General features: G+C 74.1%; 19 protein-coding genes and 1 pseudogene. 10 read left to right on the top strand and 10 right to left on the bottom strand.

Features of this window, described 5'->3' with window-relative positions; all coding sequences use genetic code 11:
* Positions 1–59: 59 nt before the first annotated feature.
* Complete coding sequence (gene ribA / locus ACZ4NT_RS33945; RefSeq protein ID WP_121407139.1) at positions 60–755, bottom strand: GTP cyclohydrolase II; 696 nt, start codon at positions 753–755, stop codon at positions 60–62.
* Between the two features lie 62 nt (positions 756–817).
* Here ribA and ACZ4NT_RS33940 point away from each other — a divergent pair, with 62 nt between their 5' ends.
* Positions 818–1,693: a creatininase family protein gene (locus ACZ4NT_RS33940; RefSeq protein WP_121407138.1), complete on the top strand. Its 876-nt coding sequence runs from the start codon at positions 818–820 to the stop codon at positions 1,691–1,693.
* 314 nt (positions 1,694–2,007) lie between these two features.
* On the opposite strand, the pseudogene ACZ4NT_RS33935 reads toward ACZ4NT_RS33940, so the two are convergent.
* From ACZ4NT_RS33935 to ACZ4NT_RS33915, 5 genes and pseudogenes are all read right to left on the bottom strand, one after another.
* A pseudogene (locus ACZ4NT_RS33935) lies at positions 2,008–3,096 on the bottom strand (lysylphosphatidylglycerol synthase transmembrane domain-containing protein); the annotation flags it as partial.
* Between the two features lie 95 nt (positions 3,097–3,191).
* Positions 3,192–4,310 (bottom strand): class I SAM-dependent methyltransferase, encoded by a 1,119-nt coding sequence (locus ACZ4NT_RS33930; protein ID WP_467728945.1) that lies wholly within the window; start codon positions 4,308–4,310, stop codon positions 3,192–3,194.
* Complete coding sequence (locus ACZ4NT_RS33925; protein ID WP_121407137.1) at positions 4,307–5,503, bottom strand: glycosyltransferase family 4 protein; 1,197 nt, start codon at positions 5,501–5,503, stop codon at positions 4,307–4,309. Before ACZ4NT_RS33925 ends, ACZ4NT_RS33930 begins: the two co-directional genes overlap by 4 nt.
* Positions 5,500–5,898 (bottom strand): 6-carboxytetrahydropterin synthase, encoded by a 399-nt coding sequence (locus tag ACZ4NT_RS33920; protein WP_121407136.1) that lies wholly within the window; start codon positions 5,896–5,898, stop codon positions 5,500–5,502. Before ACZ4NT_RS33920 ends, ACZ4NT_RS33925 begins: the two co-directional genes overlap by 4 nt.
* A 152-nt stretch (positions 5,899–6,050) precedes the next feature.
* Positions 6,051–7,031, bottom strand: a complete 981-nt coding sequence (locus ACZ4NT_RS33915) for a zinc-dependent alcohol dehydrogenase (protein WP_467728942.1) — start codon at positions 7,029–7,031, stop codon at positions 6,051–6,053.
* Positions 7,032–7,139: 108 nt separating this feature from the next.
* Between ACZ4NT_RS33915 and ACZ4NT_RS33910 the strand changes: the two genes are divergently transcribed.
* Positions 7,140–7,949, top strand: coding sequence for a CDP-alcohol phosphatidyltransferase family protein (locus tag ACZ4NT_RS33910; protein WP_121407134.1), 810 nt, complete (start codon positions 7,140–7,142; stop codon positions 7,947–7,949).
* Here the strand turns inward: ACZ4NT_RS33910 and ACZ4NT_RS33905 are convergent.
* The gene (locus ACZ4NT_RS33905) at positions 7,921–8,670 is read right to left on the bottom strand and encodes a dienelactone hydrolase family protein (RefSeq protein WP_121407133.1); all 750 of its coding nucleotides are present in this window, start codon (positions 8,668–8,670) and stop codon (positions 7,921–7,923) included. The two genes, ACZ4NT_RS33910 and ACZ4NT_RS33905, sit on opposite strands and share 29 nt — an antisense overlap.
* Positions 8,671–8,949: 279 nt before the next feature.
* Here ACZ4NT_RS33905 and ACZ4NT_RS33900 point away from each other — a divergent pair, with 279 nt between their 5' ends.
* From ACZ4NT_RS33900 to ACZ4NT_RS33875, 6 genes are all read left to right on the top strand, one after another.
* Entirely contained in the window at positions 8,950–9,636 is a 687-nt protein-coding gene (locus tag ACZ4NT_RS33900) for a nucleotidyltransferase family protein (protein ID WP_121407132.1), read from the top strand.
* Positions 9,633–9,938 (top strand): BON domain-containing protein, encoded by a 306-nt coding sequence (locus tag ACZ4NT_RS33895; protein ID WP_121407131.1) that lies wholly within the window; start codon positions 9,633–9,635, stop codon positions 9,936–9,938. The genes ACZ4NT_RS33900 and ACZ4NT_RS33895 overlap by 4 nt, the downstream gene beginning before the upstream one ends.
* Positions 9,935–10,699 carry a metallophosphoesterase family protein gene (locus ACZ4NT_RS33890; RefSeq protein ID WP_467728938.1) on the top strand — a complete coding sequence of 255 codons (765 nt, stop codon included), beginning with the start codon at positions 9,935–9,937 and terminating at the stop codon, positions 10,697–10,699. The genes ACZ4NT_RS33895 and ACZ4NT_RS33890 overlap by 4 nt, the downstream gene beginning before the upstream one ends.
* Before the next feature lie 525 nt (positions 10,700–11,224).
* A complete protein-coding gene (locus tag ACZ4NT_RS33885) occupies positions 11,225–12,265 on the top strand; it encodes a beta-ketoacyl-ACP synthase III (protein WP_467728935.1) in 1,041 nt (346 codons plus the stop codon).
* A 35-nt stretch (positions 12,266–12,300) separates the two neighbouring features.
* The gene (locus tag ACZ4NT_RS33880) at positions 12,301–12,534 is read left to right on the top strand and encodes an acyl carrier protein (protein ID WP_183117085.1); all 234 of its coding nucleotides are present in this window, start codon (positions 12,301–12,303) and stop codon (positions 12,532–12,534) included.
* The gene (locus ACZ4NT_RS33875) at positions 12,531–13,514 is read left to right on the top strand and encodes an alpha/beta fold hydrolase (RefSeq protein WP_467728932.1); all 984 of its coding nucleotides are present in this window, start codon (positions 12,531–12,533) and stop codon (positions 13,512–13,514) included. The genes ACZ4NT_RS33880 and ACZ4NT_RS33875 overlap by 4 nt, the downstream gene beginning before the upstream one ends.
* Positions 13,515–13,577: 63 nt before the next feature.
* Here the strand turns inward: ACZ4NT_RS33875 and ACZ4NT_RS33870 are convergent, their stop codons facing one another.
* A complete protein-coding gene (locus ACZ4NT_RS33870; RefSeq protein ID WP_467728930.1) occupies positions 13,578–15,668 on the bottom strand; it encodes an ATP-binding SpoIIE family protein phosphatase in 2,091 nt (696 codons plus the stop codon).
* A 534-nt stretch (positions 15,669–16,202) separates the two neighbouring features.
* Between ACZ4NT_RS33870 and ACZ4NT_RS33865 the strand changes: the two genes are divergently transcribed.
* Complete coding sequence (locus tag ACZ4NT_RS33865; protein WP_100580096.1) at positions 16,203–16,406, top strand: cold-shock protein; 204 nt, start codon at positions 16,203–16,205, stop codon at positions 16,404–16,406.
* Between the two features lie 296 nt (positions 16,407–16,702).
* Positions 16,703–18,232 (top strand): DEAD/DEAH box helicase, encoded by a 1,530-nt coding sequence (locus ACZ4NT_RS33860; RefSeq protein WP_121407125.1) that lies wholly within the window; start codon positions 16,703–16,705, stop codon positions 18,230–18,232.
* 66 nt (positions 18,233–18,298) lie between these two features.
* Here ACZ4NT_RS33860 and ACZ4NT_RS33855 read toward each other — a convergent pair whose 3' ends face one another.
* Both ACZ4NT_RS33855 and ACZ4NT_RS33850 read right to left on the bottom strand, forming a co-directional pair.
* Positions 18,299–19,000 carry a response regulator gene (locus tag ACZ4NT_RS33855; RefSeq protein ID WP_467728927.1) on the bottom strand — a complete coding sequence of 234 codons (702 nt, stop codon included), beginning with the start codon at positions 18,998–19,000 and terminating at the stop codon, positions 18,299–18,301.
* Positions 18,985–20,283, bottom strand: a complete 1,299-nt coding sequence (locus ACZ4NT_RS33850; RefSeq protein WP_467728925.1) for a sensor histidine kinase — start codon at positions 20,281–20,283, stop codon at positions 18,985–18,987. Before ACZ4NT_RS33850 ends, ACZ4NT_RS33855 begins: the two co-directional genes overlap by 16 nt.
* Between the last annotated feature and the right edge of the window lie 55 nt (positions 20,284–20,338).

Here is a 20,338-nt window from a genome sequence, read left to right as displayed (position 1 = left end):
CGAACCGGCCCCCGGGACGCCCGGGCCGGGGGCCGCCCCCGGCGTACCGCGCCCGGTGCTCACTCCTCGGTGGCCGCCGTCTGCACCGATCCGCAGAACACCGCCTCCGCCTTGGCGCCGTCCAGGTGGGGCAGGTAGTGGTCGAGCCGCTCCCGCTTGGTGAGCAGGTAGCCGAGGTTCTCCTCGCACGGCTCGATCAGCAGGGGGACCTGCTCGGCGACCCGGATGCCGTGGCGCAGCAGCGCCTCCCGCTTGCGCGGGTTGTTCGACAGCAGCCGCACCGAGCGCACCCCGAGGTCGTGCAGCATGTCCGCCGCCACCCGGTAGTCGCGGGCATCCACCGGAAGGCCGAGGGCCAGGTTCGCCTCGACCGTGTCCAGGCCCTCCGCCTGGAGCTTCATCGCCTGCAACTTGCCCAGCAGGCCTATCCCCCGGCCCTCGTGCCCCCGGAGGTAGACGAGCACGCCACGCCCCTCCGCCACGATCTCGCGCAGCGCCGTGACGAGTTGGGGACCGCACTCGCAGTGCGTGGAGCCGAACGCGTCGCCCGTCAGGCACTCCGAATGCAGCCGGGTGAGAACCCGTTCCTCCCCGATGTCCCCGTAGACCAGGACCATCTGTTCGTCGCCGCGGTGGTGATCCAGGTATCCGACGGCCTGGAAATCGCCGTACACCGTGGGCAAAGGGGCGGTCACGACTCGGGTGACACCCGTGGAGTGGGCATTGCCGCCGAGCACGCCGACGTTCTCTGTCATGATCTGGTTCCTATCTGCTTGAGCGCAAGCGCGGGCGGTACGAGACGAAAGGCCGGGAAACAATGAGCACTTCGGGCATCGAGCCGACGGAGGCCGGGACAGCGCCGGCGGAGATCTCCTCGTCGGCGGCCGGAAATCCGCCGCCGGTCCGCGACTCCCTGCCGTCCCTGCACAACTGCCTTGCGCCGACGGACACTTCGCAGGACGTCCGCGAGCGCGGGGACGGTGCCGTACGGCAGGTCGCCGTCCTGCCGGTGGGGAGTTTCGAGCAGCACGGCGCGTATCTCCCGCTGGCCACGGACACGCTGGTGGCCTGCGCCGTCGCCCGCGAGATAGCCGCCGCCCATCCCGTCCACCTCCTCCCTCCGGTGACGATCTCCTGCTCCCACGAGCACGCCGCCTGGCCGGGGACCGTCAGCATCTCCTCCGTGACCCTGCACGCGATAGTGCGGGACATCGCCGATTCGCTGCGGCGTTCCGGGGTCGATGCCCTGGTTCTGGTCAACGGACACGGCGGAAACTACGTCCTGGGCAATGTCGTTCAGGAATCGGTCGGCACCGGTACCCGAATGGCGCTCTTCCCCGCCCCGGAGGACTGGGAGTCGGCGCGTGTCGGGGCCGGTGTGCAGACCTCCCTGCTGAGCGATATGCACGCCGGGGAAATCGAGACCTCCATCCTTCTGCACTCCCATCCGGATTCGGTTCGCCCCGGTTACGAGACCACCGATTTCCTCGCCGACGACCGCAGGCATCTCCTGACGGCCGGCATGTCGGCCTATACCGAATCCGGTGTGATCGGGCGGCCTTCCCTGGCTTCCGCCGAAAAGGGAAAGGCTCTCCTTGCGGCGCTGGTCGATTCCTTCGGCGCGTATTTCTCCCTGCTCACCTCGGCGGCGGAGCTTCCGGGAGACGCGCCCGCCGACCGGCGCCGGCCGTGACGCGCCGCCGGCTTCGGCCGCGCGGGGGGTGACCGGGGAAAGGGCGCGGGCGACGCGTGGTGGCCGCACGGCGTGCCGGGCGGTTCGTACGCCGGGACGTGCCGCCCCGGCCCGACGACCACGGCGGCACGGACGGCGACCGGCTCCGTGACGGCGTACGGGACGACGGGGCGGGCGCCCGCGGCGGCCGGACCCGGGAGGTCCACGGCGGCGACCGGACCGGCGCGGTCAGCCCCCGGGACCGGATCCGCTGGGTCCGCCCCCGGGACCGACTGCGCGAGGTCAGCCCCCCGGACCGAAGGCGCGAGGTCCGCCGCCGGGGCCGGGTTCGGGGCGGGCTCCCGTTCCGCGGAGGCATCCGCAGGATCCGCCCCGGTGCGGGCGGAATCCCCGCGTGCGCGCCGAACTCCCCCGTACCAGCGGGCGATCAGCACGAGGACACCCGGCAGGGCCGCGGCAAGGCTGAGTACGCCGTACACGACGGCGACGGTCAGTCCGGTGTCCGCGCCGAGTCCGGCCGCGCCGAAGGCCCACGCCGTGACGCCCTCCCGGGGACCCCAGCCGCCGACGTTCAGGGGCAGGCCCATGGCCAGCAGCGCCAGCAGCGCGAGCGGCAGCAACTCGGCCGCCGACGCGCCGGATCCGGCGACCCGGGCGGCGAGCAGGAACATCGCGAGATGGCCGGCCAGCACCACGGCCGAGGAGACGAGCACGCCGGGCCAGCTGCCGCGGGCGAGCAGCGCCCGGCGCGCCTCGGCGAGGGCGGCGCGCACGGCACGGCGCCGCGAGGAGGAACCCGGGGCCCGGCCCATCCGGACGGCGGCCACGACCGCCAGCGCGCCCAGCGCGGCGAGGGCGAGCAGTCCGGTGAGCCGCCGGGCGTCGGCCAGGACCGGCGACGGCTGCGTGAGGAGGACCACCGCGCCGACGGCGACCAGGACCGCCTGGCCCGCCGTCCGTTCGAGGACCACCGCACGGACCCCGCGGCCGATGTCACCGGCGCTCTGCCCGTGCCGCACCGCGCGGTGCACGTCCCCGAGGACGCCCCCCGGGAGCGCCGCGTTCAGGAACAGGGCGCGGTAGTAGTCCGCGACGGCCGCGCCGAGCGGCAGCCGGATGCCCAGACCCCGGGCGACCACGCACCAGCGCCAGGCGCTGAACACGGTCGTGAGCAGGCCGAGGCCGAGGCCCAGGAGGAGGGTCGGCCCGTCGACCCGCCGCAGCCCGTCCAGGAAGACACCGGTACCGAGCCGCCACAGCAGCACGGCGAGGATGGCCGCTCCGGCGACCGTGCCGGCGTGGGTCCGCACCGTCCGGGAGCCGATCCGGCGGCGGGCGCCCGGCGTGCCGGTCCGGTCCGCGCGGGCCGTCCGCGGTGCGCGCGGACCGAAGCCGGTGCCCACCGCGGCCGACGGCTTCCCCGTCCACTGCGCGCCGGGCGCCTCCTCGTGTGCCGGCGCCCCCGCCGGTCGCGTCGCGACGTCCGCCCCCGGCGCCCTCACGCGGTTCCGCCCACCGCTCCCGGCAGCGCCAGGAGGTCGCTGTGCTGGACCACCACGCGCAGCTCGCCCGCCTCGCACTCGGCCAGGCGGCGCCGCAGAAACGCTTCGGCGGGAGCGGCCAGTTCGGGTCGCTGCTCGACGGCCGCCGCTACCCAGCCGCGCAGCCACTCGGCGGTCAGGGCGGCGTGCGCGGCGCCGAGCCGCCAGGGGCTGGGGTGCACGCTCACGGTCGCGCCCCGGCGGGCGAAGGCCTCACGGGCCGCGGCGACGGCGTCAGGGCCGAGCAGTTCGCCGCGGCGCTGATGCGCGTTGAAGGCGGCGGCGATCTCCTCGTCCAGCGGATCGGCGGGGGTGAGCCGGACGTCGCCGGCGACGGAGAGCGTGAGCAGCGCCGGGCAGCCGGCACCGGCGCAGGCCGCGGCGAGCACGTCCACCTCGTCCCGGGTGAGCACGTCCAGCAGGGCGGACGCCGTCACCAGGGACGCGCCGGCCAGACCGTCCGCGGTCAGCCGTCCCAGGTCGCCGCGTTGCGTGGTGACGGTGACCCGGCTGCCGTCGGCGGAGGCACGGGGCGCTCCCACGGTCGCGAAGTGCAGCAGGTAGGGGTCGCGGTCGTGCAGCACCCAGTGCTGGGGGCCGTCCAGGAGGGGCGCGAGCCAGCGGCCCATGGATCCGGTGCCGCAGCCGAGGTCGTGGACGACCAGGGCGTTGCCGCGCCGCGGGAGGTTGGCGAGCCGCATCCGCAGCGGGTCCAGCAGGTCGTGCGCCCGGGCGTCCGCGTCGGCGCCCTCCCGCAACTGGAGCCAGCGGGGCGCGAATCGGGGGACCTCGACGGAGCCCTCTCCCACGGAGACCTCATCCCGGTCGGAGGCGTCGGCCGCCGTCGCCGGGTCCGGCGCAGGCGCGGACTCGCCCGCCGCCGACGCCGGAACCGCCGCACCGGCCCCGGTCGTCGGGTCCGGCGCACCGGCCCCTGCCGGGTCGTCCGTCGTGGCCGCCGCCGGCCGGCCCGTGGCACCCGCCGCCGGCGTCTCACCGGCGGTGGGAGTCCGGCCCGGTGTGTTCGCACCCGGCGTCTGTTCCGGTGCCCCGGACGGAGTCGTCGTCACGTTCATGCCGCCCTCCGCGGTTCCTGCCGAAGCCGTCCGAGGACACCGGCCAGACTCCGCGCCGTCGCGGCCCAGCCGCCCAGCGCGGCGCGGCGGGCCCGGGCGGCGGACTTCAGCCTGCGGCGCACGTCGGCCTCGCCGAACCAGCCGCGCAGCTCCGAGGCCAGGGCCGCCGGATCCTCCGGTGGTACGAGGATGCCGGGCACCCCGCCGTCGGGCGCCCGCCCGACCGCTTCGGGGACACCGCCGACGTCCGTCGCCAGCACGGGGATGCCACGGGCGAGCGCCTCGGTCACCGCCATGCCGTACGTCTCGGCGTACGAGGTGAGGACCATCAGGTCGGCGGCGGCGTAGCTCGCGTCGAGCTCGGCGCCGGCCCGGGGGCCCGCGAGGTGCAGCCGGTCACCGAGGCCGAACCCGTCGATCAGCCTGCGGAGTTGGGCGACGTACTCCGGATCGTGGCCGAGTCCGCCGACGCAGACGCAGTTCCAGGGCAGGTCGGTGACGGTGGCGAGGGCCTCGACCAGCCGGTGCTGCCCCTTGCGGGGGGTCACCGCCGCGACGCACAGCAGTTGCGAGACCCCGTCGGTGCCGGGGGCGAGCGGCGCGATGTCGGCGCCGGGGACGGCGACGTGCACGCGTTCGGGAGCGAGCCCGTGGTGGGCCACGAGCCGGCGGACCGCCCACTCGCTGGTGGCCACGACGGCGGACACGGCCCGCAGGGTGGTGCGCTCCAGGGCGTCGAGTTCCGCCGCGACGGAGGGGGCGAGGCCCCGCTCGTCGCCGAGCGGCAGATGCACCAGGACGGCCAGACGCAGCCGCCCGGCCTCCGGTACGACGACCTCGGGCACCCCGCAGGCGACGATTCCGTCCAGCAGGACGACGGTGCCGTCCGGCAACTCGGCCAGGGTGCGCGCGAGTTCGGCGCGCGCCGCGGGCTCCGGCCGGGGCCAGCTGCCCGCGACGGCGTGACGGCGGACCTGCCAGCCGAAGCCGGGGAGGTCGAGGCAGACCCGCCGGTCGTAGGCGTTGCCGCCGCTCGGCGCGGTGGGGTCGTCGACGCCGCCGGGCATGACGAAGTGCACGGAGCTCAGGGACATGGGGATGATCTCGGCGTTCTTGAGAGCCGTGTGCTGCACGGGCACGTAGTCCAGCGCGGCCGGGCCGGCGGCGGCCTGTTCCAGGGTCACGTCGGTCACAGGGCACGCTCGTAACTCGCCCAGGCGATGTGCGACTCGTGCAGCGCGACGGTGATGCCGGCGAGGCCGCGGGCTCCTTCGCCCAGCGCGCCGGCGTGCACCCGGTCGGCGAGGCGGTCGGCGATCACCTTGGCCAGGAACTCCGTCGAGGTGTTGGTGCCTGCGAAGTCGGGCTCGTTGTCGAGGTTGCGGTAGTTCAGCTCGCTCACCACGGCGCCGAGCTCCTGTGTGGCCAGTCCGATGTCGACGACGATGTTGTCGTCGTCCAGCTCGGGGCGGCGGAAGGTGGCGTCCACGAGGAACGTCGCACCGTGCAGGCGCTGTGCGGGTCCGAAGACCTCGCCGCGGAAGCTGTGGGCGATCATGAGGTGATCGCGGACGGTGATACTGAACAACGGACGACCCTCCAGGTGCGGTGCGTCTGATCCCCTGCCGGGGGCCATGCCGTGTAGTACGGCTGCCCCGTGCGCGTTGTTCAGCCGCCCATTCCTCTTCTTTTCCGGGGCCCTTGCGGGTTTCCCCTGAGGTCAGGCGGCTGTCCGGGGGCTCAGTCGGCGTGGTAGCGGACTCGGTGGCAGAGCCCCGGGATCTCGCCGGAGGCGAGCCGGGGCAGGACGTCGGGCAGCTCCTCGAAGGCGCACTCGCCGGTGATCAGCGCGTCGAAGGCGGGGTCGGCGAGCAGTTCGAGGGCGAGGGCGAGCCGGTCTGCGTAGCTGCGGCTGCCGCGCCGGGCCGGGGAGACGGAGCCGACCTGGCTGCTGCGCAGGACGAGCCGCCGGGAGTGGAAGGCCTCGCCCAGCGGCACCGCGACCCGCCGGTCCCCATACCAGCTCAGTTCGAGGACGGTCCCCTCCGTGGCGGCCAGCTCCAGCGACCGTGCCAGTCCGGCGTCGGTGGCGCTGGCGTGGACGACGAGGTCGCAGTCGCCCGCGGCCTCCTCGGGCCGGGCGAAGTCGGCCCCGATCGCCCGGGCGACGTCCGCGCGCGCGGGATCGGCGTCGACCAACTGCAGCCGTACGCCGGGGAACCGGGCGAGCAGCGCCGCGACGGACGAGCCGACCATGCCGCCGCCGACCACCGCGATCCGGTCGCCGATCAGCGGGGCCGCGTCCCAGAGGGCGTTCACCGCGGTCTCGACGGTTCCGGCGAGGATCGCCCGCTCGGCCGGGACCTCGTCGGGCACGACGGTGACGGCGCTCGCCGGGACGACGTACCGGGTCTGGTGGGGGGCGAGGCAGAAGACGGTCCTGCCGACGAGGGCGGCCGGCCCCTGCTCCACCTGCCCGACGCTCAGGTAGCCGTACTTCACCGGGCCGGGGAAGTCGCCCTCCTGGAACGGCGCCCGCATCGCTGCGTACTGGCTCTCGGGTACGCCGCCCCGGAAGACGAGGGTCTCCGTGCCCCGGCTCACACCGGAGTACAGCGACCGCACCAGGACCTCTTCCGCGGTGGGGCGGGACAGGCCCGATTCCCGGATCTCGCCGTGCCCCGGGGACCGGAGCCAGAAGGCGCGAGCTGTGGGTTCCATGTGCGTCCTCCTGAACGATCGGCCGACTCCCCACGTACGCAGCTACGAGAAGTCGCGCACAACGTACGCGGCGTTGATCGAATCTGTCACTCGGCCGGAGGGTGAGCGGTGGCCCTGAACAACACGTACGACGCAAGGCTCGCGCAACAGGAGACGGCGGTGGGGGCGGGCGCGCAGCTGCTGCTCCTCGCGCTCCTGGGGACGGCGATCGGGATGGGTCCGGCGGGCTGGCTCACGGGCCTGGCCTTCGGAATCGCCACCTGGGCCGTCCTCAACCGGGCCCTGCGCCGCTCGGGACCGCTGCCCTTCGGGCCCGCGAACCGTGTCACCCTCGGCCGGGCGATCCTGGTCGGCGGGGTCACGGCGCTGGTCGCCGACTCGTTCGAGAGTTCACCGCCGCTCACGCTGTTCGTCGGGCTGACGGCGGTGGCGCTGATCCTGGACGGCGTGGACGGCAAGGTCGCCCGCCGCACCGGGACTTCGTCCGCGCTGGGCGCCCGCTTCGACATGGAGGTCGACGCGTTCCTGATCCTGGTGCTGAGTGTGTACGTCGCGATGGCGCTGGGCCCCTGGGTGCTGCTGATCGGCACGATGCGGTACGTGTTCGTGGCGGCGGCGCGGGTGTGGCCGTGGCTGAACGGGGCGCTGCCGCCGAGCATGGCGCGCAAGACGGTCGCGGCGCTCCAGGGGATCGTGCTCCTGGTCGCCGGTGCCGACGTGCTGCCCCGCCCGGCGACCTTCGCGCTCGTGCTGCTGGCGCTGGCCCTGCTGTGCTGGTCCTTCGGGCGGGACATCGCGTGGCTGTGCCGGACGGCCGCCCGGGAGGGGCGGCCGACCTGGCCCGAGGCGGACGGGGCGGACGGGGCGCCGGAGGTCCGGCCGGTTGAGGTCAGCGCTGCCGGGCGAGGAAGGCCTTGACCTGCTCCCACACCGCCGGCTGCTGGAGCAGGATGTCGTTCCCGTGGGCGGCTCCCGCGACCAACTGCAGTTTCCCGCCAGGGGACTTCTTCGCCAGCTTGTGCAGGTCCTTCGCGTCCTGGCCGAACTGCCCGTCCCCGTCGGCCGCCAACAGGTAGAGGGGCATGGTCAGTTCGGGAACCGTCTCGGTGGCGTCCAGGCTGCGGTAGTAGCCGGGGCCCGACAGCGAGACCACGGCCGCGACCTTCGGCTCGATCTCCGCGGCGGCGACGAGCGAGGCGGTGCCGCCCTTGGAGGCGCCCATCAGGAGGATGTTCTTCGCCCCCTTGCCCCGCAGGCGGTCTGCGGCGGCGACGATCTCCGGCACCTCGGAGCCGCTGCTGTCGACGGCGAGCACGCGGTAACCGTCCGCGGCCAGTTCGTCGGCGGCGGGCACCCAGGAACAGACGTTGTTGTTCGACTGGTGCGCCAGGACGACGCCGGTGGTGCCGGTACCGGTCTCGTAACCGCCGACCTCGTTGCCCTCGGTGTCCTCGAACGTCACCGACCGCTTGAGCTGCTTGCCCGCCAGGCACCCGAAGTCGTCGGCCGCGCTCTGTGCCGCCGAGGCGCTCCCCGCCGGCGCCGGCGGGTCGCCGTCCTTGTCGCCGTCGCCGCACGCCGTCAGCGCCAGCGCTCCGGCACAGGCCGCCGTGACGGCAGCCAGAATCGATCGGTTCATGCCCTCTCCCCCCGCGCGAGAACTCGCCGCAAGCTAACGGCCTGACGGGACCGCGTCAACGGAATCGACGAGGGCCGGGCCTGGTGGCCGTACGGGGGCGGGGCTCGGCGGGCCGGCGCACCTCTCGCCCGTCCGCGAGCCGACCGCGCAGGTGCGCCCGAAGGCCCGTCCGGTGATCTCCGGGCGCCCGGAGATCACCGTGTCGAAAGCGGCGAGCCGGGTACCGGAATGGGTACCCAAGTGTCCATAACGGGCTCGGGACACGGAAACGGAGCAGCAATGACGCAGAACGCGGACGACGCCGCTCTCGACCAGCGGCAGATCACTCCTGAGCTGCGCCTGGCGGCGGTACGCCCCCACGAGGCCGGCCCCCTCGACCCGCACGAGCTGAACCTGCCCCGCGACCGCAATCAGGCGATCCTGGAGGCGGCCAAACAGGTCGGCGCTCTCCTCAAGAAGCACCAGTACGAGTTCGCCCTGGCCGGCAGCGTCGCCGTGTACGCGCACGGCGGCACGGGGAATCTCCAGCACGACGCCGACTTCTGCATCAAGCCGGAGGACGCCGAGCCGGTCGCGTCCGCGCTGCGCGCGGCGGGCCTGGAGGTCTACGCGCCGCCGGAGGACTGGCTGCTGAAGGCCAAGTGCCTCGGCCAGGACATCGACCTGATCTTCGAGCTGGCGCACCAGCCGGTGGACAGCGATCTGCTGAGCCGGGCCGGCGTGCTGTCGGTGGATTCGGTGCAGATGCCGGTGCTGGCCGCCACCGACCTGATGCGCAGCCTGCTCTCCGCCTTCTCCGAGCACCACTGCGACTTCGGCGCGGTCCTGCCCATCGCCCGGGCGCTGCGCGAGAAGGTCGACTGGGAACAGGTGCGCGAGACCTGCGGGAACGCGCCGATGCCGGACGCCTTCCTCTACCTGCTGGAACGCATGGAAGTGATCGCACCGCAGAAGGAGGGACGATGAGCGAGCACGCCGCAGAGCACGCAGGGCCCTCCCCGGCCGCGCCGGGCGGCGCCGCGGCGCAGAACATCGAGTACCGGGTCGCGCACCTGAGCGACCGGCTGGCGGCCGACGACCTGGGTGAACTGGGCGTACGGGCCGAGATCCGGTCCGGGGCGGTCATGCTCACCGGCACCGTCCCCTCGGCGCACTGCCGGGACGAGATCCTGCGGATCGCCCAGGACGAGCTGGCGGGGACGGCGGTGCACTGCGACATCGTGGTGGCCGAGGCCACCGCCCCCGACCACACGGAGGAGCTGGCATGATCCGGGTCGCAGCCGTCGGGGACATCCACATGGGGCCCGACAGTCGGGGCCTGCTCAGGCCGGCCTTCGACACCCTTCCCGAATGCGCGGACATCCTGCTGCTGGCGGGTGACCTCACCCGGCACGGCACGCCCGAGGAGGCCCGGGTGGTGGCCGACGAGGTGCGGGGACTCGGCGTCCCCGTCGTGGCCGTCCTGGGCAATCACGATCACCACGACGAACGGCCGGAGGAGGTCACGGCCGTCCTCCGAGAGGCGGGCGTGCAGGTTTTGGAGGGGGACGCCACCGTCGTGCCGGTCGGTTCGGCGCGCGTCGGCGTGGCCGGCACCAAGGGGTTCGGCGGCGGGTTCGTCGGCCGCAACGCCGGGGAGTTCGGCGAACCGCTGATGAAGGAGTTCGTCCGGTACTCCCGCAGGTGCGCGGACGGCCTGCGCACCTCGCTGGAGAAGCTGGCGCGGGAGGACTGCGACGTGCGGATCGCCCTGACGCACTTCTCGCCGGTGCCGGACACGCTCGCCGGGGAACCGCTGGAGATCTACCCCTTCCTCGGCAGCTATCTGCTCGCCGAGGCGGTCGACACCGCGGGCGCGGACCTCGCCGTCCACGGCCACGCCCATGCGGGCACCGAGCACGGGATGACCAGCGGTGGCGTGCGGGTGCGCAACGTGGCGCAGCCCGTCATCCGGCGTGCCTTCAGCGTGTACGAGCTGCACGCCCGCAGCCGGGCCGGCGAGGGCGTCCCGACCGGCACGCCCGTCTGAGCCCGCCGGTCCTCCTCCGGCGTACGGCGTCCGCCGCCGGGCCTCCTTCCGGGCCTCGGCTGCGGACGCCGTGATGTTGATCGCCGGTCGGTTCCGCACGGCGGACGGCTCGGGCGGAGCCTCGGTGAGCGCCGGGTCCGCGGCCGCGCGGAGCGCGCCGGGGCGGCGGCGGGTCCGCTGGACGGGCCCGGGCAGGGCGGCCAGGGCGGCGCCGAGGCAGAGCGGGACGAGCAGGCCGAAATCGTGCGTGTATCCGGAGGCGTAGGGCAGGCCCGAGGTTTGCGGCCGTCCGGTGACCAGTACGGCGTCCGCACCTCCCGCTGAGCCGGCCGCCGCGACGCCGTCGAAGCCGTCACGCCGGCCACCGGAACGGCCGTACCCCGCGGGGCAGTTGCGCGCCCGGCGTACGCACCCGGCGAGCCCGGCGCACGCGCCGTCGGCGGGCGCCCCGCACCCGTGCGGCGAACGCGGACCCGCGACCAGGGCGTTGATAACTTTCTGTTTTGATTCAGGTACGTTGCGTATATGAGTGCCCCAACTACAGCGGGAGCCCCCGGTCCTGGCACCGTCGCGGTCCTGACCGGCGTGGGCTCCTGGCTTCCGTCCCGCCGGGTGACCAACGAGGAGCTGTGCGCGCGGCTGGACAGCAGCGACGAGTGGATCCGGGAGCGGATCGGGATCCGGGAACGCCGTCGCGCGGAGGCGGGCATGTCCACCGGCGACCTGTCCGTGGAGGCCGGGCGCCGGGCCATGCGGTCGGCGGGAGTGGACACCGTCGACGCGGTGGTACTGGCCACCACCACCCCCGATCACCACTGCCCCGCCACCGCGCCCGCCGTCGCGCACCGGCTCGGGCTGCGGGAGGCGGTCGCCTTCGACGTGACCGCGGGCTGCGCCGGATTCGTGCACGCCGCGGCCGTGGCCGCCGGGCTGATCGGGGCCGGCAGCGCCCGCCGGGTCCTCGTCGTCGGCGCCGAAACGATGTCGGCCATCATCGACCCCGACGACCGCGCCACCGCCCCCCTCTTCGGCGACGGGGCGGGCGCCGTGGTCCTGGAAGCGGGCGTCCGCGGCCAGGACGGCGCCCTGGGCCCGTTCGCCTGGGGCAGCGACGGGGAACTCGGCGACGCGATCGCGATCCCGGCCGGCGGTGCCCGTGAGCGTCACCGGCGTCGGTCCGCGCCCGCCGGTGACTTCTTCGTCCACATGCGCGGGAACGAGGTGTTCCGGCACGCCGTGCGCCGGATGAGCCAGGCCGCCCGGGACGCGGTGGCGGCCGCCGGCTGGACCCTCGACGAGGTCGACCGGCTGATCGTCCACCAGGCCAACGGGCGGATCAGCGCCTGCGTCGGCGACGCCCTCGGCATCCCCGCCGAGCGCACCCCGTCCAACATCGCCCGGGTCGGCAACACCGCCGCCGCCTCCGTCCCGCTGCTGCTGGCCCACGCCGCGGACGAGGGGCAGGTGAAGCCGGGACACCGCGTCCTGGTCGTCGCCTTCGGCAGCGGACTGGCCTGGGCCGCGACGACCCTCGTCTGGCCCCCGGGGATCACCGCGGAGCTGTGACGCACGACCGTTCGGTACACAAGGAGACGCACACGTTGCTGGAAGAACTCAAGGGCATCCTCACGGCGCAGGCGGGCCTGCCCGGCGCCCCGATCACGCCGGACGCGACGCTGGCCGGCGCGGGCATCGACTCCATGGCGGTGACCGTGCTGTCCATGCATTTGGAGGACCGGATGGGACTGGTCATCCCGGAGAAGGAGCTCGCCGGCGTCCCCACGGTCCACGCCCTGGCGGAACTCATCGCCGGGCGGGCCGCGGGGACCACGTGACGCTCCCCGCCACCACCGCCGCGTGGACCGCGCCGCCCTGGATCCCGCCGGAGCACACCCGCGAGGAGGTCGTCCGCCTGGAGTGGCGCGGCCTGCGCTACACCTGCCGCGTCATCACCTCCGACACACCCCCGGTCACCGAACCGCTGATCCTCCTCGGCGGCGCGCTGCAGGACATGTACGCGTGGCCCCGGCTGGAGCGCAGGCTCACCGGCCACATGCCGCTGGTCCTGGTCGACCTGCCCGGCACCGGCACCGCCGACGACCTCCCCGCCGAGGAGGGCTTCGACGTCCTGGCCGACGCCGCCCTGCATCTCGCGGACCGCCTCGGCCACGCGCGGGTGAACCTCCTCGGCGCCTCCTACGGCGCGCCGATCGCCTACCGCGCGGCCCTGCGCAGGCCCGACCGGATCGCCCGGCTGGTGCTGGTCGGCGCGGCCCGCGGGATGAACGCGCGCCTGAGGTCGCTCTGCGAGGACATGCGGGGCGCCGGAGAGGCGCTGGGGCGGGAGGGGGCCGGCTCGGACCCGGCGGTGGAACCGGCCGTCGGCCGCGCCGTCGCCGGGCTGCTGAACACGGAGCGCGCGGACCGGGTGGCGCAGGCACCGGCCGTGGCCCGGCTCCTGCGGCGTCAGTTCACGGCCATCACGCCGGCCGAGGCGCGGCGCCACGCGGTCTGCCACGAGCGGCTGCTCGCCGCCGATCCGATTCCGCCCGAGGGCATCGACTCCGTCCCCGCGCTGGTCTTCACCGGCGAACACGACCACACCAGTACGCCCGAGGAGAACCGTGCCGTCGCGGCGGCCATCGCCGGCTCGACCTTCCTGCTCGTCCGGGACGCCGACCACATGGTGCACCTCGAACGGGAGGCCGAGTACGCGGATCTGCTGCTCCGCTTCCTGACGGACCTCCCGCTCGACGACCTGCCGTACGCCACGCCTCCGGAGCGGTGCGGTGCGCGCGGCGGCCCCGAGGGGTGACGGGCCGGCCTTCCGCGCCCGTCCCGGTCGGCCGGGCACCGGCGGACGGCGCCGGGCCGCGGGTCAGGCCGTCTCCTCCAGCAGCTGCTCGGTCCAGATGGTCTTGCCCGCGGCGGTGTACCGGCTGCCCCAGCGATGGGTCAGCTGCGCCACCAGGAACAGTCCGCGGCCGCCCTCGTCCGTGGCGCGGGCCCGCCGCAGGTGCGGCTGCGTCTGGCTGGGATCGGAGACCTCGCAGACCAGCCGCTGTCCTCGGATCAGCCGCAGCCCGACGGGCGCGCCCGCATAGCGGATCGCGTTGGTGACCAGTTCACTGACGATCAGCTCGCTGGTGAACACCAGATGCTCCAGGCCCCACGAGGTCAGCTGCTCGGCGACGAGCTTGCGGGCGCCGGCGACGATGCCGGGGTCGGCGGGCAGCTGCCAGGTGGCCGTGGCATCGTCGGGCAGCCGGCGCACCTGCGCCACCAGCAGCGCCAGGTCGTCGTCGAAGGGCTCCTGCAGAAGGCCCTGCACGATCCGGCCGCCGATCTCCGTGACGGGGCGGCCGTCACCGGCGCCGTCCCGCACCAGGGCCCGCCCGCGCCCCGTGTCGCGCGGCTCCCGTGCCAGGGCGCCGGTGCCGAAGAACAGCACGTCCCCCGGATCCAGTTCCAGCTCGGTGGTCTCGAAGGGCTCCGCACCCCTGCCGAGGGGCGGCCCCGGGCGTACGGGCACGGGTACGGCCCCGTTCCCGTCCCGGGCCGCCAGCACCGGCCCCGGATGGCCCGCGCTGGCGAGGACGCAGAGACAGGTCACCGGGTCGTAGACGGCGTACAGGCACGTCGCGCCGTGCCCGCTGCCGACCGGGACCGTGGTGCCCCGGTGCTCCTCGTCCTCGGCCAGCCGGACCACCAGGTCGTTCAGGCGGGAGAGCAGCTCGTCGGGGCCGAGGTCGAGGTCCGACAGGGTCTGCACGGCGGCCCGCAGCCGCCCCATGGCCGCCGTGGCGTTCATGCCGTGTCCGCCCGCGTTGCCCACCACGAGCGCCACCCGGCTGGAGGACAGGGCGATCACGTCGTACCAGCTCCCGCCGACGCCGGTCGACGAGCGCGGCGGCAGGTGGGCGCCGAACGTCGTCGCCGCCGCGACCTCCCGGACCGGGCGGGGCAGCAGGTCGCGCTGCAGCGCGTCCGCGGTCCGCCGTTCGAGGGTGTAGCGGCGGGCGTTGTCGAGACTCAGCGCGGCCCGGGTGCCGATCTCCTCCGCCAGGGTCACGTCCGCCGCGTCGAAGGGGGCGCGGTCCCCGGTGCGCCAGAGTCCCACCGCTCCCAGCACCCCGCCGCGTGCGAGCAGCGGCAGCGCCATGAGCGACGTGGCGTCCGGGGGCAGTATCAGCGCGGACCGCTCCGCGTCGTCCCGCAGCGCCGCCCTGGCCAGCCGGAGGTCCGCAAGGACGCGGGGAGCGCCCTTGCGCATGTACGCGGTCTCCTCGCCGCCGAGCCGGAAGGTGGCGCCGGCGGCGTGGCTCTCCGACGGCCAGTCCCCACGGGCCGCCGCCACGGCGACGCGCCGCAGGGGGATGCCGGGCGGGAAGGACGTCGGCTCCTCGCCGAACAGCACGCTCTCGGGCAGGTCCACCGCCCCGAGGTCGGCGAAGGCCGGCACGAGCACGTCCAGCAGCTGCTCGGCGTTGCGGGTGATGTCCAGGGAGTCGCCGATCCGGGTGGCCGCCTCGTGCAGCAGCTCCAGCCGCTCCAGCGCGCGCGGATCGGCCGCCAGCACCTGCTCGGGGCTGGGCGCCGGGCGCCGTACGGTTCGCGGCCCGGGGTCCGCCGGCTCCGCCGGGGCGACGCGCAGCAGGAAGCGGCCCTCGGCCCCGTCGGCGAGCGCGGTCGCCGACGCCACGGCGGAGAACGACGCGCCGCGGACCCGGCACAGCTCGGCGCGCGTGCTCAGCACCGCCCCGCCCAGGGCGCCGGAGACGAGCTCCGCCCACACGGACGGATCGGCGAAGAACGTGGCGGCCGCGGCGCCGCGGATCTCGTCGACGGACCCCTCGAACAGGCGCAGCGCGGCGGGCGTGCAGGTGAGAACGGTCCCCCTGACGTCCAGCACCAGCACGGCCGGCTCTTCGGCCATGGCTTCGGCCGCGGACGGGAGCTCGTCGGGCACGGTCTCTCACTCCAGCACGGTGGACGGGGCTCCTGCTTCGGCAGGCGGGTCGCAGGCGGGTCCGGTGGTCGGTGCGGCTGTTCCGCGCGGGCACGACGCCCTTCTCCATATGGTCATCCACTTCCGTGACGACCGCCGCCCGGGGCCTCACGCGCGAGCGAACGCGGACTGCATTCCGTCTACGACTGCGCCTCCCGGCGCGCCCCTGCGCGGAGGAACCGTGGCAGAGCCGAGCCGCCGGCAGCCGGCAGCCGGCAACCGCAGAAAAAATGCATCGCCCGGATGAGAAATACGTGTGCGAGACACGGCGCGACACTCGAAAAGTCGTACTTGCCGCGCCCGGATCCCCTCACCATGCTAGGCTCGATCTCAGTTGCAGTTGTGGTTCCCGTAAACTTCAAGTGCCTTGGACGACATATCGTCGTCGGGCACTTTTGTATTTCCGGTGCTGTTTTCCGGACGGGGTTCATTACGGCGACGCCGGGGCCCACACAGTGCGGGCCTCTGGGCACTGCCCCTGAAGGAGAATGAAACATGGCTACTGGCACCGTTAAGTGGTTCAACGCGGAAAAGGGCTTCGGCTTCATCGAGCAGGAGGGTGGCGGCCCGGACGTCTTCGCCCACTACTCGAACATCGCCGCCCAGGGCTTCCGCGAGCTCCAGGAAGGCCAGAAGGTGAACTTCGACGTCACGCAGGGCCAGAAGGGCCCCCAGGCGGAGAACATCACTCCCGCCTGACGCTGACAGCGCACCAGACAGCTGGGGCCCACACCTCGCGGTGGGGCCCCAGCTTGTTGCGTTCCACGGGTGGGCCGCCCGACGCGTACCGGACCGGCCGCGTCACTCCGACCGACTTCCCGGGCGGGGCGGTCACCCATTCCAGTGGATTTCCGGCTCTCCGACGCCGGGGCCGCTGAGCCCACGCCGGGAAACCGGCCCGATTTTCTGTCTTGCATTCGGCTCGTTCTTGCAATTCGTTCGGCGTACCGCTGCCGAGAATTCCTCGATACGTGCCATATCGAGGAAGGTTCTTCATGAACCGTTCAGCTCGCACGAACGACCGTTACTCCGGGAACCGCAAGGGCGGCTCCGCCGGTGGCGACCGCGGCGCCCGCTTCCGCCCGCAGGGCCAGGGACGCCCCGTCACCCGGTCGGACGGCAACGGGCGCCGTCCTTCCGCGCCGCAGGGCGAGTTCGCCCTGCCCGTCACCGTCACCCCGGCCCTTCCCGCCGTCTCGGCCTTCGCGGAACTGGACCTGCCCGCCGAAGTGCTCACGACGCTCACCGACCTCGGCATGCACGAGCCCTTCCCCATCCAGGCCGCCACCCTGCCGAACTCCCTCGCGGGCCGCGACGTGCTGGGCCGAGGCCGGACCGGATCCGGCAAGACGCTCGCCTTCGGCCTGGCGCTCCTCGCGCGCACGGCGGGCCGGCGCGCCGAGGCCCGCAAGCCGCTGGCCCTCGTGCTCGTCCCCACCCGTGAGCTCGCCCAGCAGGTCACCGACGCGCTCACCCCGTTCGCCCGGCTGCTGAAGCTGCGGCTGGCCACCGTGGTCGGCGGCATGTCGATCGGGCGGCAGGCGAGTGCGCTGCGCTCGGGCGCCGAGGTGGTCGTGGCCACCCCGGGCCGCCTCTCCGACCTCATCGAGCGCAAGGACTGCCGGCTGGACCGGGTGCGCATCACCGTCCTGGACGAGGCGGACCAGATGGCCGACATGGGCTTCATGCCCCAGGTCACCGAACTGCTGGACCAGGTGGTCCCGGACGGCCAGCGCATGCTGTTCTCCGCCACGCTGGACCGCAACATCGACCTCCTGGTCCGTACGTACCTCCACGACCCGGTCGTCCACTCGGTCGACCCGTCGGCGGGCGCGGTCGCCACGATGGAGCACCACGTGCTGCACGTGCACGGGGCCGACAAGTACGCCGCCGCCACCGAGATCGCCGCCCGCGACGGACGCGTACTGATGTTCCTCGACACCAAGCACGCGGTCGACCAGTTCACCCGGCACCTGCTGAGCAGCGGGGTCAAGGCGGCGGCCCTGCACGGCGGCAAGTCGCAGCCCCAACGCACGCGCACCCTGGCCCAGTTCAAGTCCGGCGGTGTCTCGGTGCTGGTGGCGACCAACGTCGCGGCCCGCGGCATCCACGTCGACGACCTCGACCTCGTGGTCAACGTCGACCCGCCCGCCGACCACAAGGACTACCTGCACCGCGGCGGCCGCACCGCCCGCGCCGGCGAGTCCGGCAGCGTCGTCACGCTCGTGCTGCCCAACCAGCGCCGTGAGATGACCCGGCTGATGTCCGTGGCGGGCATCCGGCCGCAGGTCACCCAAGTGCGTTCAGGTGAGGCCGAGTTGAGCAGGATCACCGGAGCGCAGGCACCCTCCGGGGTGCCCGTCGGCGGCAGTGCACCGGTCACCGAGCGCCCCAAGCGCGGCGGCGCCCCCTTCCGCGGCATGGGCACGCGCCCGGGACGCGCCGGCGGCGAGTCCCGCCGGGCCGCCGAGGCCCGCCTGACCGCCGAGGCCCGCAAGGCCGCCCGGGTCCGTCGCGGCGCCTAGGCAGGCGGTGCGGCCGGTGACCCGGGCGTCACCGGCCGCCCGCGCCCACACCTCGCAGTCCGCCGCTCAGCCGTTCCCCGGCGCCCCGCCCGGGGCGATCAGCCCCGTCTCGTAGGCGAGGACGACGGCCTGGACACGGTCGCGCAGGCCGAGCTTCGACAGGATGCGGCCCACGTGGGTCTTGACCGTGGTCGGGCTCAGCGACAGGCGGTCCGCGAGCTCGGCGTTGCTGAGTCCCGTGGCCAGCAGGCGGAGCACCTCCAGTTCGCGCGGGGTCAGCCCGGACAGATCGCGGTGCGTGCCGGCCGGCGGGGCCTCCTCGCGCGGGGCGAACCGCTCGATCAGCCGGCGCGTGATGACCGGTGCGAGGAGGGCGTCGCCGGACTGCACCAGGCGTACCGCGGCCACCAGGTGTTCGGGCGTGACGTCCTTGAGCAGGAAGCCGCTCGCGCCCGCGGTGAGCGCGTCGTACACGTAGTGGTCGAGGTCGTACGTGGTGAGGATGATGACCCGCGTGCCGTCCGGGCCCGCGCCGCCCAGGATGTGCCGGGTGGCCTCGATGCCGTCCATGTGCGGCATCCGGATGTCCATGAGGACGACGTCGGGCCGGGTCCGCCGGACGGCGGCGACCGCCTCGGCACCGTTCGCCGCCTCGGCCGTCACCTCGATGCCGTCCGCGGCGAGGATCATCCCGAACCCGGTGCGGACCAGGGCCTGGTCGTCGGCGATGACGGCGCGCAGGGCAGGCCGGTTCACCCGGTCCGCCACGGCACTCGGGCCTTGATCCGGTAGCCGCCGGCCAGGGTCGGTCCCGCGGTGAGGTCGCCTCCGTAGACGGTCAGCCGCTCCCGCAGGCCGATCAGCCCGCGGCCGTTGCCGTCCACCGGTGGACGGTCGTGGGCCCCGCCGGTGTCGGTGACCTCGATCTGCAGGCAGTCGTCGGTGTACCCGATCACGACGGACGCCTCGGCGCCGACCGCGTGCTTGAGCGTGTTGGTCAGTGCCTCCTGCACCACCCGGTACGCCGCGAGGTCCACGCCCGGCGGCAGCGGATCCGCGGGCAGCGACACCGCGACGCCGACCGGGGTCCCGGCCGCGCGCACCCGCTCGGTCAGCGCGTCGAGCTGCGCCAGGCCGGGCTGGGGTTCGAGGCCGTCGGCGGGGGTGTCCGGGCGGCCGGCGGCCGGACCGGCGAGCAGGCCCATGACGTGCCGCAGCTCCGCCATGGCGGCCCGTCCCCCGGCCTCCACCGCCAGCAGGGCCTCCTTGGACCGCTCGGGCGCCGCGTCCATCACCGTGCGGGCCGCACCCGCCTGAATGACCATCACGCTCACATTGTGGGTGACGACGTCGTGCAGTTCGGCGGCGATCCGGGCACGTTCCTCCTCGACGGCCCGGCGCATCGCCTCCTGCTGCCCCTGCTCCAGCTCCGCGAGCCGGTCCCGGCTGGCGGCCAGCCGGCGCTGCCAGAAGCGGACCAGACCCGCCAGCAGGCCGGAGACCAGGAGCACGACCGCGGGACTCGACCACCCGGGCAGCATGGGTTCCGTCTCCCGGAACGCGAAGCCCGCCAGGACGGCCGCGACGAGCAGGCCGACGACGGCCCGCGTCCGGTAACGGCTGTGCACCACGGCGCTGTAGGCGCCGATGACGCACGTCAGCACGTTGATCCAGGACGCGTCGTCGCCGATGAGCAGGGCCGCGCCGAGCACCACCGCGAACACCGCCAGCGGACAGCGGCGCATGAACGCCAGCGGCAGCGCCGACAGGACGACCAGCGGCCAGGGCACGGCCGGTGGCTCCTCCATCACGGGCAGGCCGGGTGCGGGAGGCGGCGGCGGGGGCATGGCGCCGTGGTCGGCGCGCGGACCGATCCGTACCGGCCCGTCGCCGGGGTAACGCGCCGCGACGTACAGCGCGATGACGGTCAGTACGACCGCGAGCGCCACGTCGGCGTACACCACGTGCCGAGGTGGCGGGGCGGGCTTCGCCTCCGCCCTCAGCGCGTCACGCAGATGCTGCCGCCATCCCTGTCGGCCCTCCGTCTCCATCGGGTCATTGTGAGGTCCGCTCCCCCGTCGGCGCGTCCCCCTGCGCGACCGGAAG

The sequence above is a fragment of the Streptomyces sp. NPDC026417 genome, from assembly GCF_055567695.1.
Note: the sequence above shows the minus strand (reverse complement) of the source record. Positions and strands in the feature narration are given on the sequence as shown.

Coding starts and splice junctions, on each gene's coding strand:
- ribA (WP_121407139.1), bottom strand. CDS start 755: ATGACAGAGAACGTCGGCGTGCTCGGCGGCAATGCCCACTCCACGGGT.
- ACZ4NT_RS33940 (WP_121407138.1), top strand. CDS start 818: ATGAGCACTTCGGGCATCGAGCCGACGGAGGCCGGGACAGCGCCGGCG.
- ACZ4NT_RS33930 (WP_467728945.1), bottom strand. CDS start 4,310: ATGAACGTGACGACGACTCCGTCCGGGGCACCGGAACAGACGCCGGGT.
- ACZ4NT_RS33915 (WP_467728942.1), bottom strand. CDS start 7,031: ATGGAACCCACAGCTCGCGCCTTCTGGCTCCGGTCCCCGGGGCACGGC.
- ACZ4NT_RS33905 (WP_121407133.1), bottom strand. CDS start 8,670: ATGAACCGATCGATTCTGGCTGCCGTCACGGCGGCCTGTGCCGGAGCG.
- ACZ4NT_RS33900 (WP_121407132.1), top strand. CDS start 8,950: ATGACGCAGAACGCGGACGACGCCGCTCTCGACCAGCGGCAGATCACT.
- ACZ4NT_RS33895 (WP_121407131.1), top strand. CDS start 9,633: ATGAGCGAGCACGCCGCAGAGCACGCAGGGCCCTCCCCGGCCGCGCCG.
- ACZ4NT_RS33890 (WP_467728938.1), top strand. CDS start 9,935: ATGATCCGGGTCGCAGCCGTCGGGGACATCCACATGGGGCCCGACAGT.
- ACZ4NT_RS33885 (WP_467728935.1), top strand. CDS start 11,225: ATGAGTGCCCCAACTACAGCGGGAGCCCCCGGTCCTGGCACCGTCGCG.
- ACZ4NT_RS33865 (WP_100580096.1), top strand. CDS start 16,203: ATGGCTACTGGCACCGTTAAGTGGTTCAACGCGGAAAAGGGCTTCGGC.
- ACZ4NT_RS33860 (WP_121407125.1), top strand. CDS start 16,703: ATGAACCGTTCAGCTCGCACGAACGACCGTTACTCCGGGAACCGCAAG.
- ACZ4NT_RS33850 (WP_467728925.1), bottom strand. CDS start 20,283: ATGGAGACGGAGGGCCGACAGGGATGGCGGCAGCATCTGCGTGACGCG.